The 21,524-nt window shown below is 29.5% G+C and carries 9 protein-coding genes, 1 tRNA gene and 1 pseudogene; 9 read left to right on the top strand and 2 right to left on the bottom strand.

Annotated elements, in window-relative coordinates:
* Window positions 1–1,496 precede the first annotated feature (1,496 nt).
* The 3 genes from ERCIPSPA2889_RS00210 (at window position 1,497) to dut (ending at window position 5,408) form a co-directional block, all read left to right on the top strand.
* A tRNA-Leu gene (locus tag ERCIPSPA2889_RS00210) sits at window positions 1,497–1,581 on the top strand.
* Window positions 1,582–1,776: 195 nt separating this feature from the next.
* Window positions 1,777–4,632, top strand: coding sequence for a valine--tRNA ligase (locus tag ERCIPSPA2889_RS00205; protein ID WP_157988882.1), 2,856 nt, complete (start codon window positions 1,777–1,779; stop codon window positions 4,630–4,632).
* Window positions 4,633–4,949: 317 nt separating this feature from the next.
* Entirely contained in the window at window positions 4,950–5,408 is a 459-nt protein-coding gene (dut, locus tag ERCIPSPA2889_RS00200) for a dUTP diphosphatase (protein WP_157988881.1), read from the top strand.
* 729 nt (window positions 5,409–6,137) lie between these two features.
* Here dut and ERCIPSPA2889_RS00195 read toward each other — a convergent pair.
* The gene (locus tag ERCIPSPA2889_RS00195) at window positions 6,138–7,856 is read right to left on the bottom strand and encodes a potassium/proton antiporter (protein WP_157988880.1); all 1,719 of its coding nucleotides are present in this window, start codon (window positions 7,854–7,856) and stop codon (window positions 6,138–6,140) included.
* 1,218 nt (window positions 7,857–9,074) lie between these two features.
* On the opposite strand from ERCIPSPA2889_RS00195, the gene ERCIPSPA2889_RS00190 reads away from it, so the two are divergent.
* The 3 genes from ERCIPSPA2889_RS00190 (at window position 9,075) to ERCIPSPA2889_RS00180 (ending at window position 16,618) form a co-directional block, all read left to right on the top strand.
* A complete protein-coding gene (locus ERCIPSPA2889_RS00190; protein WP_157988879.1) occupies window positions 9,075–10,091 on the top strand; it encodes an AI-2E family transporter in 1,017 nt (338 codons plus the stop codon).
* A gap of 1,782 nt (window positions 10,092–11,873) precedes the next feature.
* Window positions 11,874–13,307: an exodeoxyribonuclease I gene (gene sbcB / locus ERCIPSPA2889_RS00185; RefSeq protein WP_157988878.1), complete on the top strand. Its 1,434-nt coding sequence runs from the start codon at window positions 11,874–11,876 to the stop codon at window positions 13,305–13,307.
* A 1,991-nt stretch (window positions 13,308–15,298) separates the two neighbouring features.
* Entirely contained in the window at window positions 15,299–16,618 is a 1,320-nt protein-coding gene (locus ERCIPSPA2889_RS00180; RefSeq protein WP_157988877.1) for a basic amino acid/polyamine antiporter, read from the top strand.
* 302 nt (window positions 16,619–16,920) lie between these two features.
* On the opposite strand, the gene prmB is transcribed toward ERCIPSPA2889_RS00180, so the two are convergent.
* Window positions 16,921–17,853, bottom strand: a complete 933-nt coding sequence (gene prmB / locus ERCIPSPA2889_RS00175) for a 50S ribosomal protein L3 N(5)-glutamine methyltransferase (RefSeq protein WP_157988876.1) — start codon at window positions 17,851–17,853, stop codon at window positions 16,921–16,923.
* A 1,022-nt stretch (window positions 17,854–18,875) separates the two neighbouring features.
* On the opposite strand from prmB, the gene rsxA reads away from it, so the two are divergent.
* From rsxA to rsxC, 3 genes and pseudogenes are all read left to right on the top strand, one after another.
* The gene (rsxA, locus tag ERCIPSPA2889_RS00170; RefSeq protein WP_157988875.1) at window positions 18,876–19,457 is read left to right on the top strand and encodes an electron transport complex subunit RsxA; all 582 of its coding nucleotides are present in this window, start codon (window positions 18,876–18,878) and stop codon (window positions 19,455–19,457) included.
* Entirely contained in the window at window positions 19,457–20,044 is a 588-nt protein-coding gene (gene rsxB / locus ERCIPSPA2889_RS00165) for an electron transport complex subunit RsxB (protein WP_157989400.1), read from the top strand. The genes rsxA and rsxB overlap by 1 nt, the downstream gene beginning before the upstream one ends.
* Window positions 20,028–21,464, top strand: a pseudogene (gene rsxC, locus ERCIPSPA2889_RS00160) (electron transport complex subunit RsxC); the annotation flags it as partial. The gene rsxB and the pseudogene rsxC, both read left to right, overlap by 17 nt.
* Window positions 21,465–21,524: the final 60 nt, after the last annotated feature.

The raw sequence follows: 21,524 nt of genomic DNA, 5'->3' as shown, positions 1-21,524 counted from the left end.
TTCTAGTAATTGCAATCATTCAAAAAATGAATTTCTAAATAATTTTTAATATTGATAATATTTGAACAAGTCACATAAGAATGCTATGTATTTTTATGAATGCTATATTTAAAAAGATTTTGTTACTTATCAGCACTTGGAAAGTAATGAATGATACATATTAATATCTTAATAATACGTATTAATAAAACACATATTAATAATATTAATATGTGTTCAAAAATTAAAGCTCATTAATTTTATTAATATATATTTTATTAAGCTATATCATGCTTAAAAAGCATAATTCTTAAGTCTATACGACAAAACCTAACTTACGATATAAAACAATTCCTATGGAATATATAAATACTTGCAATCAATAAACAATTAACCATATGATCATTCCAATAAAATACATAAACATTTTATAGTAACTTTAGTTTTTTAGTCTAAAACTTACCATTCTATAAATAAAAAAATTTAAATATTCTCAATTACATCCTCAAAAAAAATAAAACATTAGGTACTATTTATTATAGTTATGCTAATATTCATAAAATATTGGATAATTTTATAAAATATTCCATAAAATATATAAAGAATCTTTATATTTTTATACCAAAATTGCTAATCTTTTAAACCTTACTCTCAACCAAATAACAATAGCTCTTATGTAATCTTTTAGCTCATAAATATACATATCAGAATTGTATATTTTATGTAAAATTATTTATAAACAAACACTTGTAAAAATTACAGTAAATTAATCATGTTAACATAATTAAAAATATTTTAAAAAAACCTATTAAAGGTATCGTAGCATTACACTCACAACGCACCAAGCATAGAAAAAATCTAGATCACATCGCATATGATTTATAACATAATTATATTCATATTGATCAGATGAATAATTATAAAAAATCTCATACGTTAATTTTTATTAGCATACGTGGTCAAAATCATGATGATATTCAGAGAGTCATGTAGCGATTCAAAAATGATTATGATATAATGTAAAAAGAAAAGTTGATATTTTATTAGTAAAGTATACAATTTACAGATCCGTCTTTTCTAGAATAAATTTAATTTTTAATACTACTTAGTAGTATTATTCTTGTTACATAATTAGTTAAACTAGTTTAATTAATTATGTAATTGTATTCTGTATTTTTTAAGGAATCTGCATTTTCATCTCTGAGAAAACACCAAAACTAATAAATAATTTTATATTAAGTTATTAATTATTTATTAGTTAAATATAAAAATTATAGAATATGTCACTTTACGCTTCAACCATTAATCCAATTATTATATAAATTTAAATTAAGATTTTTAGTATTTTTGTAGGATGCATGTTATGTTTTATATAAAAATCATATTTTATAGTTTGCAAGCTAAACAGTTTATGCATACAGATCTAGCATTTTATATATAGCATCATAAATCCAGTTGCATAAATAGAAAAAAACAATGTAATATAATTTTATTATTTTAAAAAATTCTCTAAAATAGCCGAAGTGGCGAAACTGGTAGACGCAGTTGACTCAAAATCAACCGCCAAAAGGCATGCCGGTTCAATTCCGGCCTTCGGCACCATCATATAAAATTCTGATGATATTTTAATGATATTTAGTAATATTTAATGATGTTAATATAAGAAGTTTATATGATACCTCTCCGTAATATCATGTTTATTAACTCAAATTATTTATATTAAAGTTAAAACACGTAATTATATTACATATACTAAAATACAGTAATACTATCTATAATATTTGAGACATAGCGCATATGGAAAAAAGGTATAATCCACAACACATCGAAACAATACTCTATCAAAATTGGGAGAAAAAGGGTTATTTTAAACCAAATGGTGATGCATCTCAAGAAAATTTTTGTATTATGATGCCACCACCTAATATCACTGGTAGCTTACATCTTGGCCATGCTTTTCAACAAACTATCATAGATATCATGATCCGATATAATCGCATGAAAGGAAAAAATACCCTATGGCAAACAGGAACTGATCATGCAGGTATTGCTACTCAGTTGTTGATTACAAGAAAAATTAATGAAGAAGAAAATAAAACCAATCAAGACTATGACGCTGATGCCTTAATTAAAAAAACTTGGCAATGGAAAAATAAATTTAATAGTATAATTTCTCATCAAATACGTCGCTTGGGCAGCTCTGTTGACTGGACACGTGAACGCTTTACCATGGATCATGGTTTTTCAGATGCAGTAAAAAAAATATTCATTCTTCTATATAAAGAAAAACTGATCTATCGCAAAAAGAGCTTAGTTAACTGGGACCCTAAACTATGCACTGCTATCTCTGATTTAGAAGTAGAAAACCTCGAGCAAAAAGGATTCATGTGGTATATTCGTTACTATCTCGCAAATGGTGTAAAAACTTCTGAGGGTAAAACATATATAATAATTGCGACTACACGCCCAGAAACTATATTAGGCGATACGGGAGTAGCTGTCAACCCTTCAGATACACGCTATCAAGATCTTATTGGTAAATTTTTAGTATTGCCATTAACTAATCGCTTAATTCCCATAATTGGTGATAAATATGTAGAAATATCAAAAGGCACTGGCTGTATGAAAATTACCCCCGCTCATGATTTTAATGACTATGATGTAGGCTGTCGTCATCAATTGCCAATGATTAATATTTTTACATACACCGCAAATATTCGCAATTATGCCCAAATTTATGATGCTTGCGGTCAAGAATCGAATAACTGTGATTCAATAATACCTTTAGCTTTTCGTGGATTAGATCGCTTTGAAGCACGTGCAATGATTATTGAAGAGATTCAAAAAATAGGTTTATTGGAAGATATCCAGACACATCATCTCATGGTTCCACATGGTGAACGTAGTGGTGCTGTCATAGAAGCTATGCTAAATACGCAATGGTATATCCGTATGACGCCATTAGCTGAAGTAGCTATAAAAGCAGTAAAGTCAGGAGATATTCAATTTGTACCAAAACAATACGCCAATATGTATTTTTCTTGGATGAAAAACATCGAAGATTGGTGTATTTCACGCCAACTATGGTGGGGTCATCGCATTCCAGCTTGGTACGATCCATCTGGAAATATCTATGTTGCGCATAGTGAACAAGAAGCTCGCATAGAGAACAACCTAAACGTTCATCTACCTCTTATTCAAGAGACAGATGTATTAGATACATGGTTTTCTTCCGCTCTTTGGACTTTTGTAAGTCTAGGATGGCCAAAAAACACTAAAGAATTAAAAACTTTTCACCCTACTCATGTTTTAGTTAGCGGTTTTGATATTATATTTTTCTGGATTGCCCGTATGATTATGCTGACTATGCACTTTGTAAAAGATGATAGTGGTAAAATTCAAGTACCCTTTAAAACTGTTTATTTAACTGGTTTAATTCGAGATGATGAAGGTCAAAAAATGTCAAAATCCAAAGGAAATATCATCGATCCATTAGATATGATCGATGGAATTTCACTGGAAAAATTAATTGAGAAGCGTACTAAAAATATGATAAAACCTCAATTATCAGAAATAATCCGTCAACGTACTAAAAAGCAATTTCCATGTGGCATAGAAGCGCATGGCACGGATGCACTGAGATTCACTTTAGCATCTTTAGCATCCACTGGACGTGATGTTCACTGGGACATGAAACGTCTTAAAGGTTACCGTCATTTCTGTAATAAGCTCTGGAATGGTAGTCGGTTTGTCCTTATGAATACTGAAAAATATGATTGTGGTTTTTTTGGCGGTGAATTAGAACTCTCTGTACCTGATCGCTGGATCATTGCAAAATTTAACTATACAGCACAAGCTTGGCACGAAGCCTTAAATCGCTACCGTTTTGATCTTGCCGCTCATATTTTATACGAGTTTACATGGAATCAGTTCTGTGATTGGTACCTAGAATTAACTAAACCAATCCTGCATAACGGCACTCAATCTCAATTAAAGGGTACACGTAATACACTAGTAAACGTATTAGCAGATTTACTTTGCCTGGCTCATCCGCTGATTCCATTTATTACTGAAACAATTTGGCAAAGAGTAAAAGTAATAAAGCATATCACAGATGAAACTATCATGTTCCAACCTGTACCAATCTTTTCTACAACTCGTATTCATGATGAATCTATAAAAGATATCGAATGGATTAAACAAGTCATTATTGCAATACGCAATATGCGCAATAAAAACAACATCCCTCCAACGCACCCCTTAGATCTTCTTTTACGTACAAACAGTAATAACGTAACTCATAGAATAAATAAAAACTATTATCTAATAAAAACTCTTGCCAATCTAAAAACAATACAAATTGTATCTGAAGATGCTAATCATTCATTAGCCTATAATCAGTCAATAGAAGATGCAGACTTACTATTACCATTAGAAGATTTAGTAGATAAGAATATCGAGCTAAATCATATACAATCTGATATTGTCAACTTAGAAACAATAATCAAACAAATTCATGGTAAATTAGATAATAAAAACTTTATTAAACTAGCACCAGAAGCAATCGTGATCAAAGAAAAAAGACGCCTAAGAGACTGTGAATTAAAAATAGCGAAATTAATAGAGAAAAAGAAATTAATATGCGCTATGTAAAATCAAAAATATTATGCACACTATGCCAATCTATCCAAGTTTACTTGTAGATCAATAAATTGATCATTATTAGAATTTGGTAACTTCTAAAAATAAGAGAATTAAACATGTAAAAATATCCACATAAACTCTATATTTCTTAGAGTATATACCTTACAAACATTCTATAAATTGCCTTTAGTTATATATTTTTGTAAAAATAGATACTTTACAAAAAAAACTATATTAAAAATATATGTACTATTATAGTATATTTAATATATTTAAAGTAAAAATAAAATACAATACCTAATAAGTCTCACGTTTTAGCTCGTCATATGAGAAAAAAAATTGACATTAAAATTCTAGATAGAAGAATTGGTACTTCTTTTCCAATGCCAAGTTATGCTACTCTTGGCTCTGCCGGTATAGATTTACGGGCCTGTATAGAGAGCACACTAATTTTGTATCCCGGAGAGACACATTTAATAGGAACAGGTATAGCTTTGCATATTGCTGACCCTCAGATTACAGCGATCATACTCCCACGCTCTGGCCTCGGTCACACCAATGGTATCGTACTTGGAAATAGTGTAGGTTTAATCGACTCTGATTATTACGGTCAAATTATGATCTCACTCTGGAATCGCAAGAAGCATCCATTTATGATCACAGCTGGTGAACGTGTTGCACAAATAATCTTTTTGCCTATTATACAAGTGGAGTTCAACCTAGTTAATAGCTTCACTGATACTCAACGAGGTTCAGGTGGTTTTGGGCACACCGGGCGTCAATAATTTTTGCACGAATGAAGATAATTTTATAATATAATTGCAGTTATTCTCATGAGTTTTATTATGAGATTTTTATTTATAAAAATATATTTTAGAGATAAAAATAATCTAAATAAAATATCTACAGAAGTTTTCATCTAAATATCAATAATATTACTTTTATGAAAGTATCATTTATCATGATATAAATATAAAAAATCTTGACTTTAAATATCTATCACATAATATGAACAATAATTGTTCAATTAACAATTATTAATTAATATATTTAAGTGTATAATATTTTATTTAGATACTATTTAAATAAGAATTTTTATTCTCCGCTTGGACATATCAAAATAATCACATAATATATTAAATATTATCTATCTCTTTATAATAGCATTAAAATCAGTATAATAATTAACCTATAGTTATTCATATAATAACCATAAGTTATAATAGATTATATATTTTTTATATATCTGATACTATTTATTTATATAAAAATATACTATAGAGTATCCAAAAGCATTAAATTAATAATTATTGATTTCTATATAGAATATCCTATCGTAAGATCTTTAATAGATACTCATTGTATTTTTTGCTAAAAATTAAGAAAAATCGATATCTTATTAATATAGATCTTAATGTTTAAAAACATAATAAAATATCACAGTAACTACAATACATAAATAAGACTTAGATAAAATATTTTTTAGAATATGATATATTTTTATTAAAAAATAATTATTGTTCCTGAACTCTCACGCCAATCTTAACAATTCCGTGATCTGATTTTTCTGCGACCGTCCATAATATATTTTTCCATTCAATTTGATCTCCAACTACAGGCACCGCTCCTATAATATCTGCAACCATCTCGCCCAATGTTTGTTGATTATTTGTCTCGTCATCAAGTTCAATCCCGTAAATATAAGCAACATTTTGTAAAGAAACGCTTGCTTGTAAAATAAAATCACCAAAAAATCTCTGATCCGATACAGGCGGAGATTGACTAAATAACTTCCCTAAAGCAGATAGGTCTCGTTCACGACCAATGACACATAAAACATCATTTTCTTTTAGTCGAGTACTCCCAGATGGATGCAACAATTGATTTTTACGAAATAATGCAGCAATTCGTGTTTGAGAAGGCATGCGTAAATCACGTAACGCAGCCCCAATACACCACTTATCTTCGTTCAATTGATAAATAAATTGCTCCCATGGGTTCTCAGGATGAATATCCAGACCAATACGAGAAATTGGTGATGCTAACGGCGGTATAACTACACGAGCTTTACGTGCCGCCCAACTTAGTGAAGTGCCCTGAATCGTAAGTGATACTAAAACTACAAAAAATGCAATATTAAAAAAAAGAGACGCCTGAGGCAATCTCGCCATCATAGGGAAAACAGCAAGTATAATAGGTAAAGCTCCACGGAGACCAACCCAACTTATAAACATACGCTCTCGAATATTGAATCCACGAAATGGTAATAAACCAATCAAAATTGAAAATGGACGAGCAATAAGAATAAGACAGATAGATAGTAATGTAGCCGGAAGTGCTATAGACCAGAGATCCACGGGATTAACTAATAATCCTAATACTAAAAACATACCAATTTGACTTAGCCAAGCTAGGCCATCGAAAATTTGCAAAATACCATGACGATTGCGAATTGGACGATTACCAAGAATAAAACCACACAAATACACCGCAAGGATACCACTTCCCTCTAGCATCGACGTTACGGAAAACACTAGAATTCCTCCACTGACTGCCAATAATGGATACAAACCGCTAGCTAATGAAACACGATTAATAATTTGTAATAATGCCAACCCCCCGCCTAAACCTAGAAGAATGCCCAACCCAAATTGCTGTATTATCTGAAAAATAAATATCCAGTTAATTCCCATTTGTTCATTCTGGATCATTTTAATTAAAGTAACAGTTAAAAAAACAGCCATTGGATCATTACTTCCAGATTCAATTTCTAAGGTAGCACTAACACGTTCATTTAGTCCTTTTCCACCTAAAAGTGAAAAAACTGCTGCAGCATCAGTAGAACCAATAATTGAGCCGATAAGAAAGCCATTAGGTAAACTAAGACCAAATAACCATGCAGCAGCTAAACCAGTTAAACTAGCTGTAATTAACACTCCAACTGTAGCTAATGATAATGCTGGACCTAACGCTACCCTAAAAGAACTTGCCTGAGTACGCATGCCACCATCAAGAAGAATGACAGCTAAAGCAAGATTACTGATCAAGTAAGCAGCGGGATAATTATCAAAAGCGATTCCACCAATACCATCAACTCCAGCTAACATACCAATAGCAAGAAAAATAACTAGAATAGGAATGCCTAACCGTGATGAAAAAGAGCTAAGCAAAATACTTGTAGCAACCAATATTGAACCGATAATAAAAAGACCGTAAATCGCACTAGATTCCAATAGACATTTCCTTTATTGAAGATCAAATATTTATATAATTATGTATACATTTTAATTATTCAGATATAAAAAAACTACAGGGTAAACCGTTAAAAAATAATCGACCGAAAAATATTTAGTTTAGAAATAAAACCTGGTTACATGAATAATGCAGTTATATGTAGTATATTGCGACATCATAATCTCATCTGTTGTCCAGAATGGACTAAAACCAATCTCAAAAAATATAAAAATTATTTTTTAGAATTATTGATATTAATGCATCTTATGCTCTAATATCCTATATATTGCAGGATAATTATGATCTTTTATTATACATTCTGAGATTTGAAGATATATCGCAACTATAAATCTGACCTTATCAGCATAGCTAAAAATACATCAGATATAAAATTAACACTATATAAATCACCGTATTTTGCATACATACAATAAATAAAATAAAAACATTAACATTAGACTTCTAGAAATATTAAAAATACTAGCAATAATTAACGCTAACCCACTAAAATTCAAATTATTTATTTTATATGTTAAAAGAATACATAAATAATTGGATTTTTTGTATCAAGATAAAAGGTATTATTTTATAATCTAGGATAACAAGACACAATAGATAACGTTCGTTATCTGCACTTAAGACACCACTATAATTAACTTCATACCTATTATTCATTGTGTATTACATACAAATTAATATACACAACACTGAACGTACTAGTATAAACGTTTCATAAATTATCTATATAGCGCAACACTATTAAAAAGATATAAATATGCATAGCGCCTATATATAAAAAATATATAACAAAATCACCATGCACATATCAGCAGAACTTGTCTGTAAATGTATTACATACATGATAATTCATTCCAGTTATTATCTGTATCTCCTTCGATACGGTACTGTATGTATACAACATAAATAAAAATCTTATATGTAAAAAACAAAGAGCTAGACTTTAAAAGAGCAAACTTAGAGATTGCTCTCAAGTTTATTCCGTTAATAAGGAAGAAGCAAAGAAAGACCTATTCTTATTAGACTATTTTCAGAGCGACTACTATATATACGACATAACCTGGTTAGGTACCATGATAGATTTATCAAAATAACATAACTCTCTGGACTGATGATAATCATGCTACTACAAAGCACTATATAACTAATATACTGTTACATTATTAATATATACATATCTTAAATATTTAGGATAAATTATGCATACACGAGATACAAAATGTCTAACTCTTTGCAGAGCTGCTAGTTTTTTTCTGGTTTCTATTGCACTGCTTGCCCTGTTTCCTTTACACTTACTGCCGTGTTTTTTAGCAGGGTTTATTATGTATGAAATTATCTTAGGGCTCACTATTCTTGTGGGGTATCTAGTAAAAGCTCCAATAGCACGCTGGGTAAGCATTATGTTTCTTAGTGCTCTACTCATCCTATTAATCGTTTCTGGAGCTACTAAACTCATCGGATTTCTTTTACACGATTTTCAAGATTTCTCTAGTTTTCAAACTAGTGCCAGCAATCTCCTCAGAGATGCACAAAACACTCTCTCTCCAGTGATCACACGTTATTTACCATTAAATATAGATGAGTTAAAAAATCAGGTAATAAACTGGTTACATGAAAATTTAGTTATGCAGACTATTAGTCGTAACGCAGTGCATACCATTGCTACTATGCTCATTGGAGCAGTCTTAGGCGTAATGATTTCTCTGCAAAATAATAATAAAAAAAGATGTAACACACCTTTACAAGATGCCATCCTGGACCGTCTAACAATACTTTCAGAAGCTTTTCACAGTGTAATTTTTGCCCAAATTCATGTATCACTATTTAACACATTATTAACGAGTTGTTTTCTATTCGGCATACTACCTCTTTTCGAGCTGCATTTTCCGTTTTCTAAAACTATAGTGGTACTAACTTTTTTCACGGGATTGTTGCCAATTATTGGGAATTTAATTTCTAATACAGTTATTTTTTTGATTGGGCTTTCTATATCACTGGAAGCTAGTCTTATTTCTCTAACTTATCTTATCATTGTTCATAAGTTAGAATATTTTATTAATGCACATATTTTTAGTGGTCGAATCCATGCCAAAACCTGGGAAATTCTATTAGCTATGTTAGTATTTGAAGCTATTTTTGGTATTACTGGGGTGATTGCAGCTCCAATCTATTATGCCTACCTTAAAGCTGAATTACGTAAATATGAGCTAATTTAAATACAATATATCGAATAACTAATCTAACATTACGTTTTATCAGCAGACTACTATTGTAGTAGTAGCTTCATTATAATACAAATGGTTGAATTATTGCATACCACGTACACTGAACTCTATAAGGATGTTATTTCTTCATTGGCAACAACAGTTATAGTTCAATTGAGTGAATAATATATCTTAATCTTATCATATATTATCAATATAAGAGCAAAGATAGTTTTATAAATATTATTTTATACTTACATATTATGATAACAGTCGATCGAAATAATAACACTCACCATCCTATTGACTTATACTATATATTATTCTTCTCACTAGAAAAACCTAGACATTGTATTAACTAAAAGATCTACTTGATATGCGAGCATATTTTATAATGTTCTATATTATTCTGAAAGAAATTATATCTTTCTATATGCCAATACAAAGCTTAATAAAAATATGCTTTTTATATGTATAAAGTTAGGTTATTATAAAATCATTTTATGAAAAGAATATAAATGATATATTATCAAATAAAATTCTATTTTTAAAAATATAGCGCATCTTAGTAAACAAGACATAATGTACAATAAAAATAAATAATAAAACTAATCAACTAAAAATTAACAACATCTATATGTAATTCAATAAAACTATATAGAAAATTTCTATTATGCTTATTGTTTCTTGAAAGTTACACTTTATTTAAAATATCTTAATATTTATTATTTTTATTCCAATAAAGTTATCAATATTCTATTAGACATAATTAAAAGAAGCATTAATTCAAAGGTAGTTTGAATGAGTCATAAAAGATCGCTCTCTTTTTTTTATTTTTCAAAATAAATTTTATCATTAATAACTATAGAATACTAAAGATATTTGTGAATATACATTATATTAGGTGTTGATGTCATACCTAAATAAAAATACCCTAAAAATACTAATAAGATCTTGGTTAGTTCATATCATTAGACACATATTTATATCCATAACAGAGAAGACAAATTGAGATGTAATACTACCTATCTATAACTCACCTGTTACATATAAATTATAAATCTCTTAATATAACATTTAACTTACGTTAATTCTTTATTTAATCCAAACATTCTCACTAGTAGAGCAAAAATCACATTGACATAGATACGCGAATAGTTCTATATACACATATATTAATATCTCTTAACTATATATCTTTATGATATAAAATAAGCATTAGTAGCTATAAATTAAAATCAATAGTTAAAAGATAGTATTTTTTAAAAAAATAAATTTTTAATATCATTCTACATAATGATGAAATTTTTCGCTTATACACAATGTGTTCACTATTAGGTATCGAGTTTCCATAAAAATAAATATGATTAATTTTTTACCACAGAATGTGTATAGACAGACAAATATAATAATAAGTCTTGTGTTATCTAAAAAATAGGAACTCATACATAATTTTTCACAATATAAAAATACCTTATATTTTACTTTTAAAACCTATTATTTGGTCTTGACTATTATCTCATATTGTATGTATTAATTTTTGCTATATATAGTTAGTATCAAGTGATCTGATAAATGTTTAATAAAAGGTATTCGTGAGTATCTCAAAATACTGTAAATTACGATATAATATACTCTATAATTTTATTAATTTATTTTATAATCATTATTTTATAATGCCACAAACTGACATCACAGCTAATAATACATACTTCATCAGCATCAAGTACTATACCTAACTTACAAAAAATTATATACTTGATTATAGGCAAGCTATACACTGATATTATATTTATGCAACCTACTTTTCTATTTTATGACTACGAAACTTTTGGGATAAGCCCATCATTAGACAGACCGGCACAATTTGCTGCCATACGTACTGATATGGATTTCAATATTATAGAAGAACCTGAAACTATTTATTGCTGCCTAGCCAATGATTATTTACCACAACCAGAAGCGGTACTTATAACAGGCATTACACCACAAATTGCCCAGTTACGCGGCATAAATGAAGCAAGATTTACTCAACGTATTCATAAAAAATTTTGCGTACCTAATACTTGCATTGTAGGTTACAATAATATTTGTTTTGATGATGAAATCAGCAGAAATTTGTTTTACCGAAATTTTTACGATCCTTATGATTGGAGCTGGAAGCATTCTAATAGTCGATGGGATCTATTAGATGTAGCCAGAGCATGTTATGCCTTACGCCCGCATGGTATTCATTGGCCAAAAAATCATCAAGGCCTTCCTACCTTTCGCTTGGAGAAAATTACCCAGGAAAATCAAATAATTCATCACAGTGCACATGACGCATTATCTGATGTATATGCAACAATTTCTCTTGCAAAACTAATTAAGAAAAAGCAACCGAAATTATATAATTTTTTATATACTCATCGACAAAAGCATACTCTCCGTACATTAATCAATTTTTCGCGAATTCGAAGTTTTGTATTTGTTTCTAGTAGATTTGGAACAGAAAAGAGCAATATTACTTGTGTTACTCCACTAGCATGGCACCCAAATAATAAAAATACTCTCATAGCATGCGATCTTGGTAAAGATATTTCCCCGCTTACGACTCTTAATGCTGATACATCATTTCAATTTTCTAGTAATGATTACAATCTGACCAATAATAGCTTTAACCTTCCATTACAACTCATTCATATAAATAAATGCCCTATTATTGCACCTGCTACTGTCTTACGAGAATCAGATGCTCTGCGTATCGGGATAAACCTAGAGTACTATGCTAATAATCTAACTCAATTACTTCAATATAAAAAAATACAAGAAAAAGTTACACAACTATACAGAACAAAAACAAAACATATCCAATTAGGGGATATAGATACACAAATTTATAATGGTTTCTTTAGCTATGCTGATCGCTCTAAAATAAGCACCATATGCCACACTTCTGTAGAGAACCTATCAACCTTAAATCTCACATTTTATGATAAACGTATTGAACAATTATTTTTTCGATTTCGTGCGAGAAATTTTCCAGATACATTAACTCCTGTAGAAAAAATGACATGGCTAAAGCATCGACGTACAATACTAAATCCAATATATATACAAGAATATAAAAATAAAATTGAATTACTTTATATAAAATATCACACTGATCCAGCTAAACAAGCGCAGCTTCAAGCATTATTAAACTATACAAAAGACATCGAGTTTTCCTTAAGCATGGAATCTCTTTAACTAATTGTTTATTTCATAAGACAGATTAACATATGCACAATACATTCATTAATATTTTCATGATTCATTATAAATGAATAAATAACTCGACATTTAAAAAAAACTAATATTAACATTGAACTACGCAGCATAAAATTTTATAACAACTAAAAAAATAATGACAGCATCAATATGAATTGATATTGTACTTTTTATTATCTTTTAATAATCAATGATCGATATACTATAGTTTTTATTCTGATCTTATAATGTCTAAAGATCTTCTGTTAACCATAATAACCTCAATAATAAGTATCTTATGATAACAGCATTAAAAGTAAAAATTATTCAGTGATCTACTATCACTCTAAGAAAACTAATAGAAAAATATTATATGTATTTATAGCATCACATAACCGAATAATTTAGATAGAGAAGGTAAAATAAATCACAAAACCACTCTTTATTAGCACAAAAGTTTTATGGTAAATATCGCTTAATATGTAGTATGTCTTACATACATCTACAAAGATATTTTTCAAGCATTACTATAATTTTTCCTCATATTTAAGAGTAAATTATTTCAATAATAAACATTTATAATACACTTAATAGTATACAAAATCTTAGGTAAAACAAGAAGATAAAAAAAATTTTATAAATAACCCGATCCATCTTACTCTATCAATTATTTTTTGTCTTCTTGTTAAAGAGATGCTATAGATCATATGTCTAACGCATCTACTCTATCATAATAAGATAAAACTCCATTACTCTAAAGAATAAAAAAATAGAAAGATTGCTTAGTTTTAGCAATGATATGAGATTCAAGAATATCTTTAATCATAATAAAAATTATTTACCTTTTATTTATTTGTGTATCAAATATTATTATTTTGTAAAATTATCCTTTATATACTCTTAATATTGGCTATAATACAAATTATTTATACTACATCAATATCATTAACATCTTTTTACTGAGTTCTCTTACAATGTATCATCGTCTTACATGATGTTCATTAATGTAATTAACTATTTTTAATATAATAAAATATGAAAGGCAATATTTTATTATATTAAATGTACTGAATTAAAGAGAAATGTGTAAATTATAAACACTTGTCTTATTGCAATGTCTTTTTAGTTATAGAAGATTATAGACAAAAATAACGATATCTACATATCCACTAATAGTAAAAATATACGTTCTATCACTTACAAATAAGTCTATATAATATTCACTGATTTTCAGTTTTTATTGTAAAAGCCCAAATAATATCAGCTCATTATTCTCTATACATAAAATAAATTATTTCATCGTAATCATTGCGATACCATCTAAATGTGTGATCGTAATAAAAAATTTCATTTAATCAGATTTAAGATACAACAAGCACCAATAGGTAGTTTAATTTTTAAAAAAGCTTCTGTGTATCTCTACAAATACATAACTAAAATTTAAAAATTTCAATCATAATATTAAGAATCACATATCAATCATTATCACTATAGGTAGCAAAACAAAAAAAATTTTACAAGAGGCTATAAAAAATTTAAGATATAGTATCCTGACAGCTAATATTCTAACAATATTCTACAGATTTATTAAAATAGTAAATCTTACTAATATAGTATATTATTACAAAAATAATATTATCTTAAATATATATTATATTATTTAGCAGTAAAATGATGACTCAATTAAATATTAAATCACATTTTTCGAGGATTATTTTATTATTGAATACTTGTAATAACTATATTAATGAGTTAGTTTTTATATCACCAAGTTGCGAGCTTACACAAATGGTTTGCTACTTATCACAATCAAAACTATAATATAAATATATTATAGTTTTGATTGTGATAAGTAAGGTTTTAAATAAAAACCTTAACTAAAACTCAATATAATAGACATATATTAATTTTTATATCACACTTTAGTGATGGTATTAAAGCATTATAAGTAACAATTAATTAATATTATATTCTAAATTTGAGGTATCTTTTTGGGTAAAAATCTAAGTTTAAGTGCTCTCACTGCACTTGTTCTCAGTTCAATGTTAGGGGCTGGTATTTTTAGCTTACCACAAAATATGGCAGAAATTGCTAGCCCTGCTGCGTTACTTATAGCATGGGGTATTACTGGGTGCGGTGTAATGCTACTAGCATTAACCTTACTTTTACTAAATAGACTAAAACCTCATTTAGACGGCGGTATCTTTATATATGCTCAAGCAGGGTTCGGGAAATTTATCGGGTTCTGCTCTGCCTGGGGATACTGGTTATGTGCAGTAATTGCAAACGCCTCTTATTTAGTCATGGTCTGTTCTGCTATAAGTTTTTTTATTGACTCCCCAAATCATATTATCTTTGGAAACGGTAATACATGGCAAGCCATATTAACAGCCTCCTTTTTATTATGGCTAATTCATCTATTGGTTTTACAAGGCATTAGAACAGCGGCTAGTATTAATCTTGTTGCAACATTAGCTAAACTCATACCTCTTGGGTTATTTATTATTCTAGCCATCAATGCTTTTGAATATCATCGTTTTTGTTTTGACTTTACTGGTTTATCGCTACAAAAATCACTGTCTCAGCAAGTAAAAGATACCATGCTAATTACTTTATGGGTCTTTATTGGAATCGAGGGGGCAGTAGTTATGTCATCTCATGCGCGCAACAAAAATGACATTGGACGCGCTACAATGTTTGCTGTACTTATAGCATTGGTAATTTATTTGCTAATCAGTCTACTATCTTTAGGTATTATCCCAAGAGAAGAATTAGCAAAAATGCAAAATCCTGCTATGGCTGGAATCATGAATCATTTATTAGGGCACTGGGGTAGTATTATTATTATCGCTGGTCTGATCCTCTCAGTATGTGGCGCATACCTTAGCTGGACTATCATGTCTTCAGAAGTTCCTGTGATTGCTGCGCAGAATGATTTGTGTCCAGTTCGCGCACTAACGATTCAAAACTCTCCTAAAACATCGAAAATTTCTTTATTTTTAACAAATATATGCGTACAATTTGCTTTAATCTTAATTTGCGTAACGCATTGTAATTATAACATATTGCTAACTATCGCATCAGAAATGATATTAATACCATATTTATTAGTTAGTGCTTATCTTTTTAAAGTTTCATGTGAGTTGCAGAAACCCTCTATAACTCTTATATCAATTGGCTCAGGAGCCTACGGAGCCTGGTTGATATATGCATCAGGAATTTTCAACTTACTGTTGTCAATGATACTCTATATACCTGGAATTCTGATTTTTATTATTACAAAAAAACTAAAAAAAAATAGTAATTTTTAATTCTCATGAATAATAATGAACGATCTATACAATCCAATTCATCCTCATTCAGTAAATATGTAGATTATATCAATCACGCACCTGCAACTCATAGAAAAATCTTAATTATATACTCCACAAAATACTCCACAAACAATCTTTTAGTATAAATATGTTATATATCGCATCATGTACTGACTATTTTATATGAAATTTATTACTACAATGAGTGACATACAAACCTAGCTTAATTTATATAGTACCAGTTAATCCTTAGGGATTGATCAACAAAATAACAAAATACTATCATTAGTATAACTATACTAATCTTTTATAATTGTTTCTTTATTCTTAATTTTAATTATTTGGTTTCTCGTAAGAAAAAATACCCCATCACCACCATTATCTAACTTAATCCAGGTAAAAGGTATCTCTGGGTTACTAGTAATAAGAGCATGCATGCTATTACCAACTTCACAAACAAGAACTCCATTTATATTTAAATACTGCGCTACATTATGTAAAATACGAAACAATAATGTTAATCCATTAATACCACCAAACAAACCAAGCACAGGTTCATGATGATATTCCTTAGGTAAGTCTTTTATAGTATCAACGTCCACATATGGTGGATTAGTCACAATTAAATCATATTTTTTTATAGGTAACTCATCAAATAAATCAGAATAAATAGATGTTACACGTTTCTTTAAATCATACATATCAATATTTTTATCAGCTACAGCTAATGCATCTCTAGAAATATCTACCGCATCAATTTTTGCATCCGGAAATACCAAAGCACAAGCAATAGCTATGCAGCCACTACCAGTACACATATCCAGAACACATTGAGGCTCCTTCTGAATAATTCCGAAAAATTTCTGAGTAATTAGTTCAGCAATGGGAGAGCGTGGAATCAGTACGCGTTCATCAACATAAAACTCATAACCACCAAACCAAGCTTTATTTGTTAAATAAGAAACAGGAGTATAATCATTAATACGACACTCTACACGATCAATAATACTTTGTCTTTCGCTATACGTCAGTCTAGCGGAAAATACGGTATCTGAACTTTCTAAGGGTAAACGAAGCGTAGGAAAAATTAGCTGGATCGCTTCATCCCAAGGATTATCAGTACCATGACCATAATGTAAATCAGCAGAAGAAAAACAACTAACGGACCATCGCAACATATCACCAATCGTTCGCAGATCATTAGCTGCTTCATCAAGCATGTATTTTTCCATATACTCCTCCATCAAATATGATACACTAATTTATATCATTAACCTGATCATATATAGAATATTAATAATAATTAATGTCAGTGATGATGTTAAAATATAAGTAAAATTAATTTTACCAAGATAAACTAATGTCATACACATCGTATAATAAAAAATTAAAAAATTAACCCTTAGAGTACTATGAATGATAAATTACAATCTACATGAACATACCTAATATACACAACAATTTGTTGATCTCATCAATCATAGCTATTTCCAACCAATTCAAAAGGTATGTTCACCAAAATTTATTTTAACAAATATAAAACCATAGTGCATAATATTACTATTGCTCAACCTTAATTAAAGTTATCATTGTATGCATTATTATAGATCTAATAATTTTATTTTATTCTTTGATAAATGATAAATACAGATCAATTCTTAAATATCCTAATAATAATTATTATTATGAAAAGATTCAGCAGAGCTCAACTACCTTAAGATATTAAAAATATATAAAATTAAATAGATATTTTTTTATATATGTTTTATTATAATATATAAAATTTAACAAAATGTTTCATGCAAACTAAAGGGTATACAAAATATAATTAAATAAATTTAATACCTAATATATAGATACAAGAAAAAAAGAATTAATTTAAAAATACACGACTAAATATAGTACTCACTTATCAAATATCTGCATAATAAGAAGTTCAGCATAATTAATTAGTAGCTTGAATAATAATATAAAATATTTTTATATCATCTTTAAGAATACTGTACATTTAGTTTTTATTTTTCATAATAAATTTATTTACATTGAAGGGTTTCTCAGAAAGAAGGATAAATATAGAGAATTCATCCTAATGAATATTTTTTGAATATTAATGTCAAAGGTGCAAATATAATCTCTTTCTATATCTACTATTAACCTTTCTAGTAAAATACAAAATAATGGTTAGCGTAGATAAATTACTTTAGAAAAAATATTATTTATCTATTTGATTTGAATTGAGAGTAAAGAATATCTCATGACTGACTATTTATTACTTTTTATTAGTACAATTTTAGTTAATAACTTTGTGTTAGTAAAATTTCTTGGTTTGTGTCCTTTTATGGGAGTTTCTAAACAAATAGAAACTGCAATTAGCATGGGTCTTGCTACAACATTTGTCATAACCCTGGCTTCAATTATATCCTGGGCGGTAAACCTTCTGGTCTTACTACCACTAGATTTAATTTATTTACGGACCATGACATATATTCTTATCATTGCAGTTGTTGTTCAGTTTACCGAAATGGTAATGCGTAAAACAAGCCCATACCTATATCAACTTTTAGGTATTTTTCTCCCATTAATTACCACAAACTGCACTGTTCTTGGTGTGCCTCTTCTAAGCATACATCTTCATCATAATTTTATGCAAGCTGCTCTATATGGATTTAGCGCCTCTATTGGATTTTCACTAGTGATGATTTTATTTTCTGGTGTACGAGAACGCTTAGCTCTAGCAGACACACCGCTGCCATTTCAAGGATCATCTATTACTTTAATTACCGCGGGATTAATGGCTATGGCATTTATGGGTTTTACTGGACTAATCAAAACGTGATCACTTCCCTCTGTATATCAATCGCTATTTTAAGTACAATTAGTTTTATTTGCGGTTCCTTATTAGGATACACATCTTACCGTTGTGCCATAACAAAAGATATCATTATTAGCCAAATTGATGAAATTTTACCACAAAGCCAATGCGGACAATGCGGTTACCCTGGATGCTTACCTTATGCAAATGCTATCGCAAAACAAAATGAAATAATAAATAAATGTATTCCTGGTGGGGAATACGTTATGTTAAAAATAGCTAAAATAATTGATATTGATCTGCAACTCTTAGATAATCCAACCATGATCAAACCCGAACGTACAATTGCATGGATTAATGAAGATAGCTGCATCGGTTGTACTAAATGCATTCACGTTTGTCCGGTTGATGCCATAATTGGAGCAAAAAAAACTATGCACACAGTGTTAAATGAGATCTGTACAGGCTGCAATTTATGTCTTGCCGCATGTCCAACACACTGCATTGATATGCATATAGCATGTGAGGCCCCTAACGCATCTCAGTGGAATCAACATAACACTGTCGTTGAACAAACCATTTTGGTACACAATCATGTTACGAATATTTAAGAAGAAAATTACAAAAAACAAAATCTGGGATTTTCACGGTGGAATTCATCCATTAGATATGAAAAGTCAATCCAGTAATACTCCAATACAAAAAATACCTTTACCACCACAATTCATTTTGCCTCTGCGACAACATATCGGACCTGCAGGTGAAGTTAATGTAAAAGTAGGTGATACGGTCTTACGTGGTCAGGCGCTCACACATGGTAATGGCGACATGCTACCAGTGCACGCACCTACTTCTGGTATAATAACAAAAATTACACTACATGAAACAGCTTATACCTCTTTATTAGAAACATGTATATTTATTACTCCAGATGGAAAGGATACATACTTCCATAAAAAAAACTTTAATGATTACCAGAATATGGAACGCTCTCAAATATTAAAAATTATTCATAATTCTGGAATAGCTGGATTAGGCGGCGCTGGCTTTCCAACTGCAATCAAACTAAAATCTGGATTAAAAAGAATAAATACATTAATTATTAATGCTGTTGAATGTGAACCATACATCACATCCGACGATCGATTAATGCAAGACTATCCTGTAGAAATTCTAGAAGGTGTTCGTATTTTAGCTTGGATTCTCCAAGCACATCAAATTCTCATAGGCATTGAAGATAACAAACCCCAAGCCATTTTCGCATTAAAAAAAGCGCTACAACATGACATTCATCTACCTCTCTCTATTCGTGTTATCCCTACCAAATATCCTTCTGGTAATGCTAGACACTTGATAAAAATATTAACAGGTAAAGAGATTCCATATGATAAACATTCTTCTGAAATGGGTATCTTTATTCAGAATGTTAGCACTGCCTTTGCAGTAAAACGCGCTATTATTAATGGAGAGCCGCTTATTGAGCGCGTCGTTACATTAACTGGTTCATCTCTAAGCCGTCCTGGAAATCTATGGGCAAGATTAGGTACTCCAATTAATTATCTGCTAAAGCATGCTGGTTTTAATCCTAAAGATCAGCAGATTATACTAATGGGTGGCGCCTTAATGGGGCTTCCTTTACCAATAGACGTTATCCCAGTAGTTAAAATTACTAATTGTATTTTAGCTCCAGATTCTGAAGAAATCAGAATAAATAAAACAGAACAAAACTGCATTCGTTGTGGTATATGTTCTGATGTTTGCCCAGTTTCTTTATTACCACAACAACTATATTGGTTCATTCGAGGCGGTGATCATGAAAAAGCTCGCAAACACAATCTTATTGACTGTATTGAATGTGGCGCATGTTCATACGTTTGTCCAAGCAATATTCCACTCGTGCAATACTATCGAAAAGAAAAAGAAATTATTCGGACCCTAGATGCGGAGAATAAACGCTCTATTATTGCTAAAACTCGTTTTAAAGAACGACAAAAAAGATTGCTACAAAAGAAGCATAAACAAAATCAAAAATAATCCAATTTAACTATAAAATCATCAACATAAAATTTTATTTTTATTACTATTAGCAAT

This window comes from Candidatus Erwinia haradaeae (genome assembly GCF_900698985.1).
Taxonomy (GTDB): domain Bacteria; phylum Pseudomonadota; class Gammaproteobacteria; order Enterobacterales; family Enterobacteriaceae; genus Erwinia_E; species Erwinia_E haradaeae_B.
Note: the sequence above shows the minus strand (reverse complement) of the source record. Positions and strands in the feature narration are given on the sequence as shown.

Bases quoted from the DNA above. Each gene is read 5' to 3' on its own strand.
- ERCIPSPA2889_RS00205 (WP_157988882.1), top strand. From the start codon at position 1,777: ATGGAAAAAAGGTATAATCCACAACACATCGAAACAATACTCTATCAA.
- dut (WP_157988881.1), top strand. From the start codon at position 4,950: ATGAGAAAAAAAATTGACATTAAAATTCTAGATAGAAGAATTGGTACT.
- ERCIPSPA2889_RS00190 (WP_157988879.1), top strand. From the start codon at position 9,075: ATGCATACACGAGATACAAAATGTCTAACTCTTTGCAGAGCTGCTAGT.
- sbcB (WP_157988878.1), top strand. From the start codon at position 11,874: ATGCAACCTACTTTTCTATTTTATGACTACGAAACTTTTGGGATAAGC.
- prmB (WP_157988876.1), bottom strand. From the start codon at position 17,853: ATGGAAAAATACATGCTTGATGAAGCAGCTAATGATCTGCGAACGATT.
- rsxA (WP_157988875.1), top strand. From the start codon at position 18,876: ATGACTGACTATTTATTACTTTTTATTAGTACAATTTTAGTTAATAAC.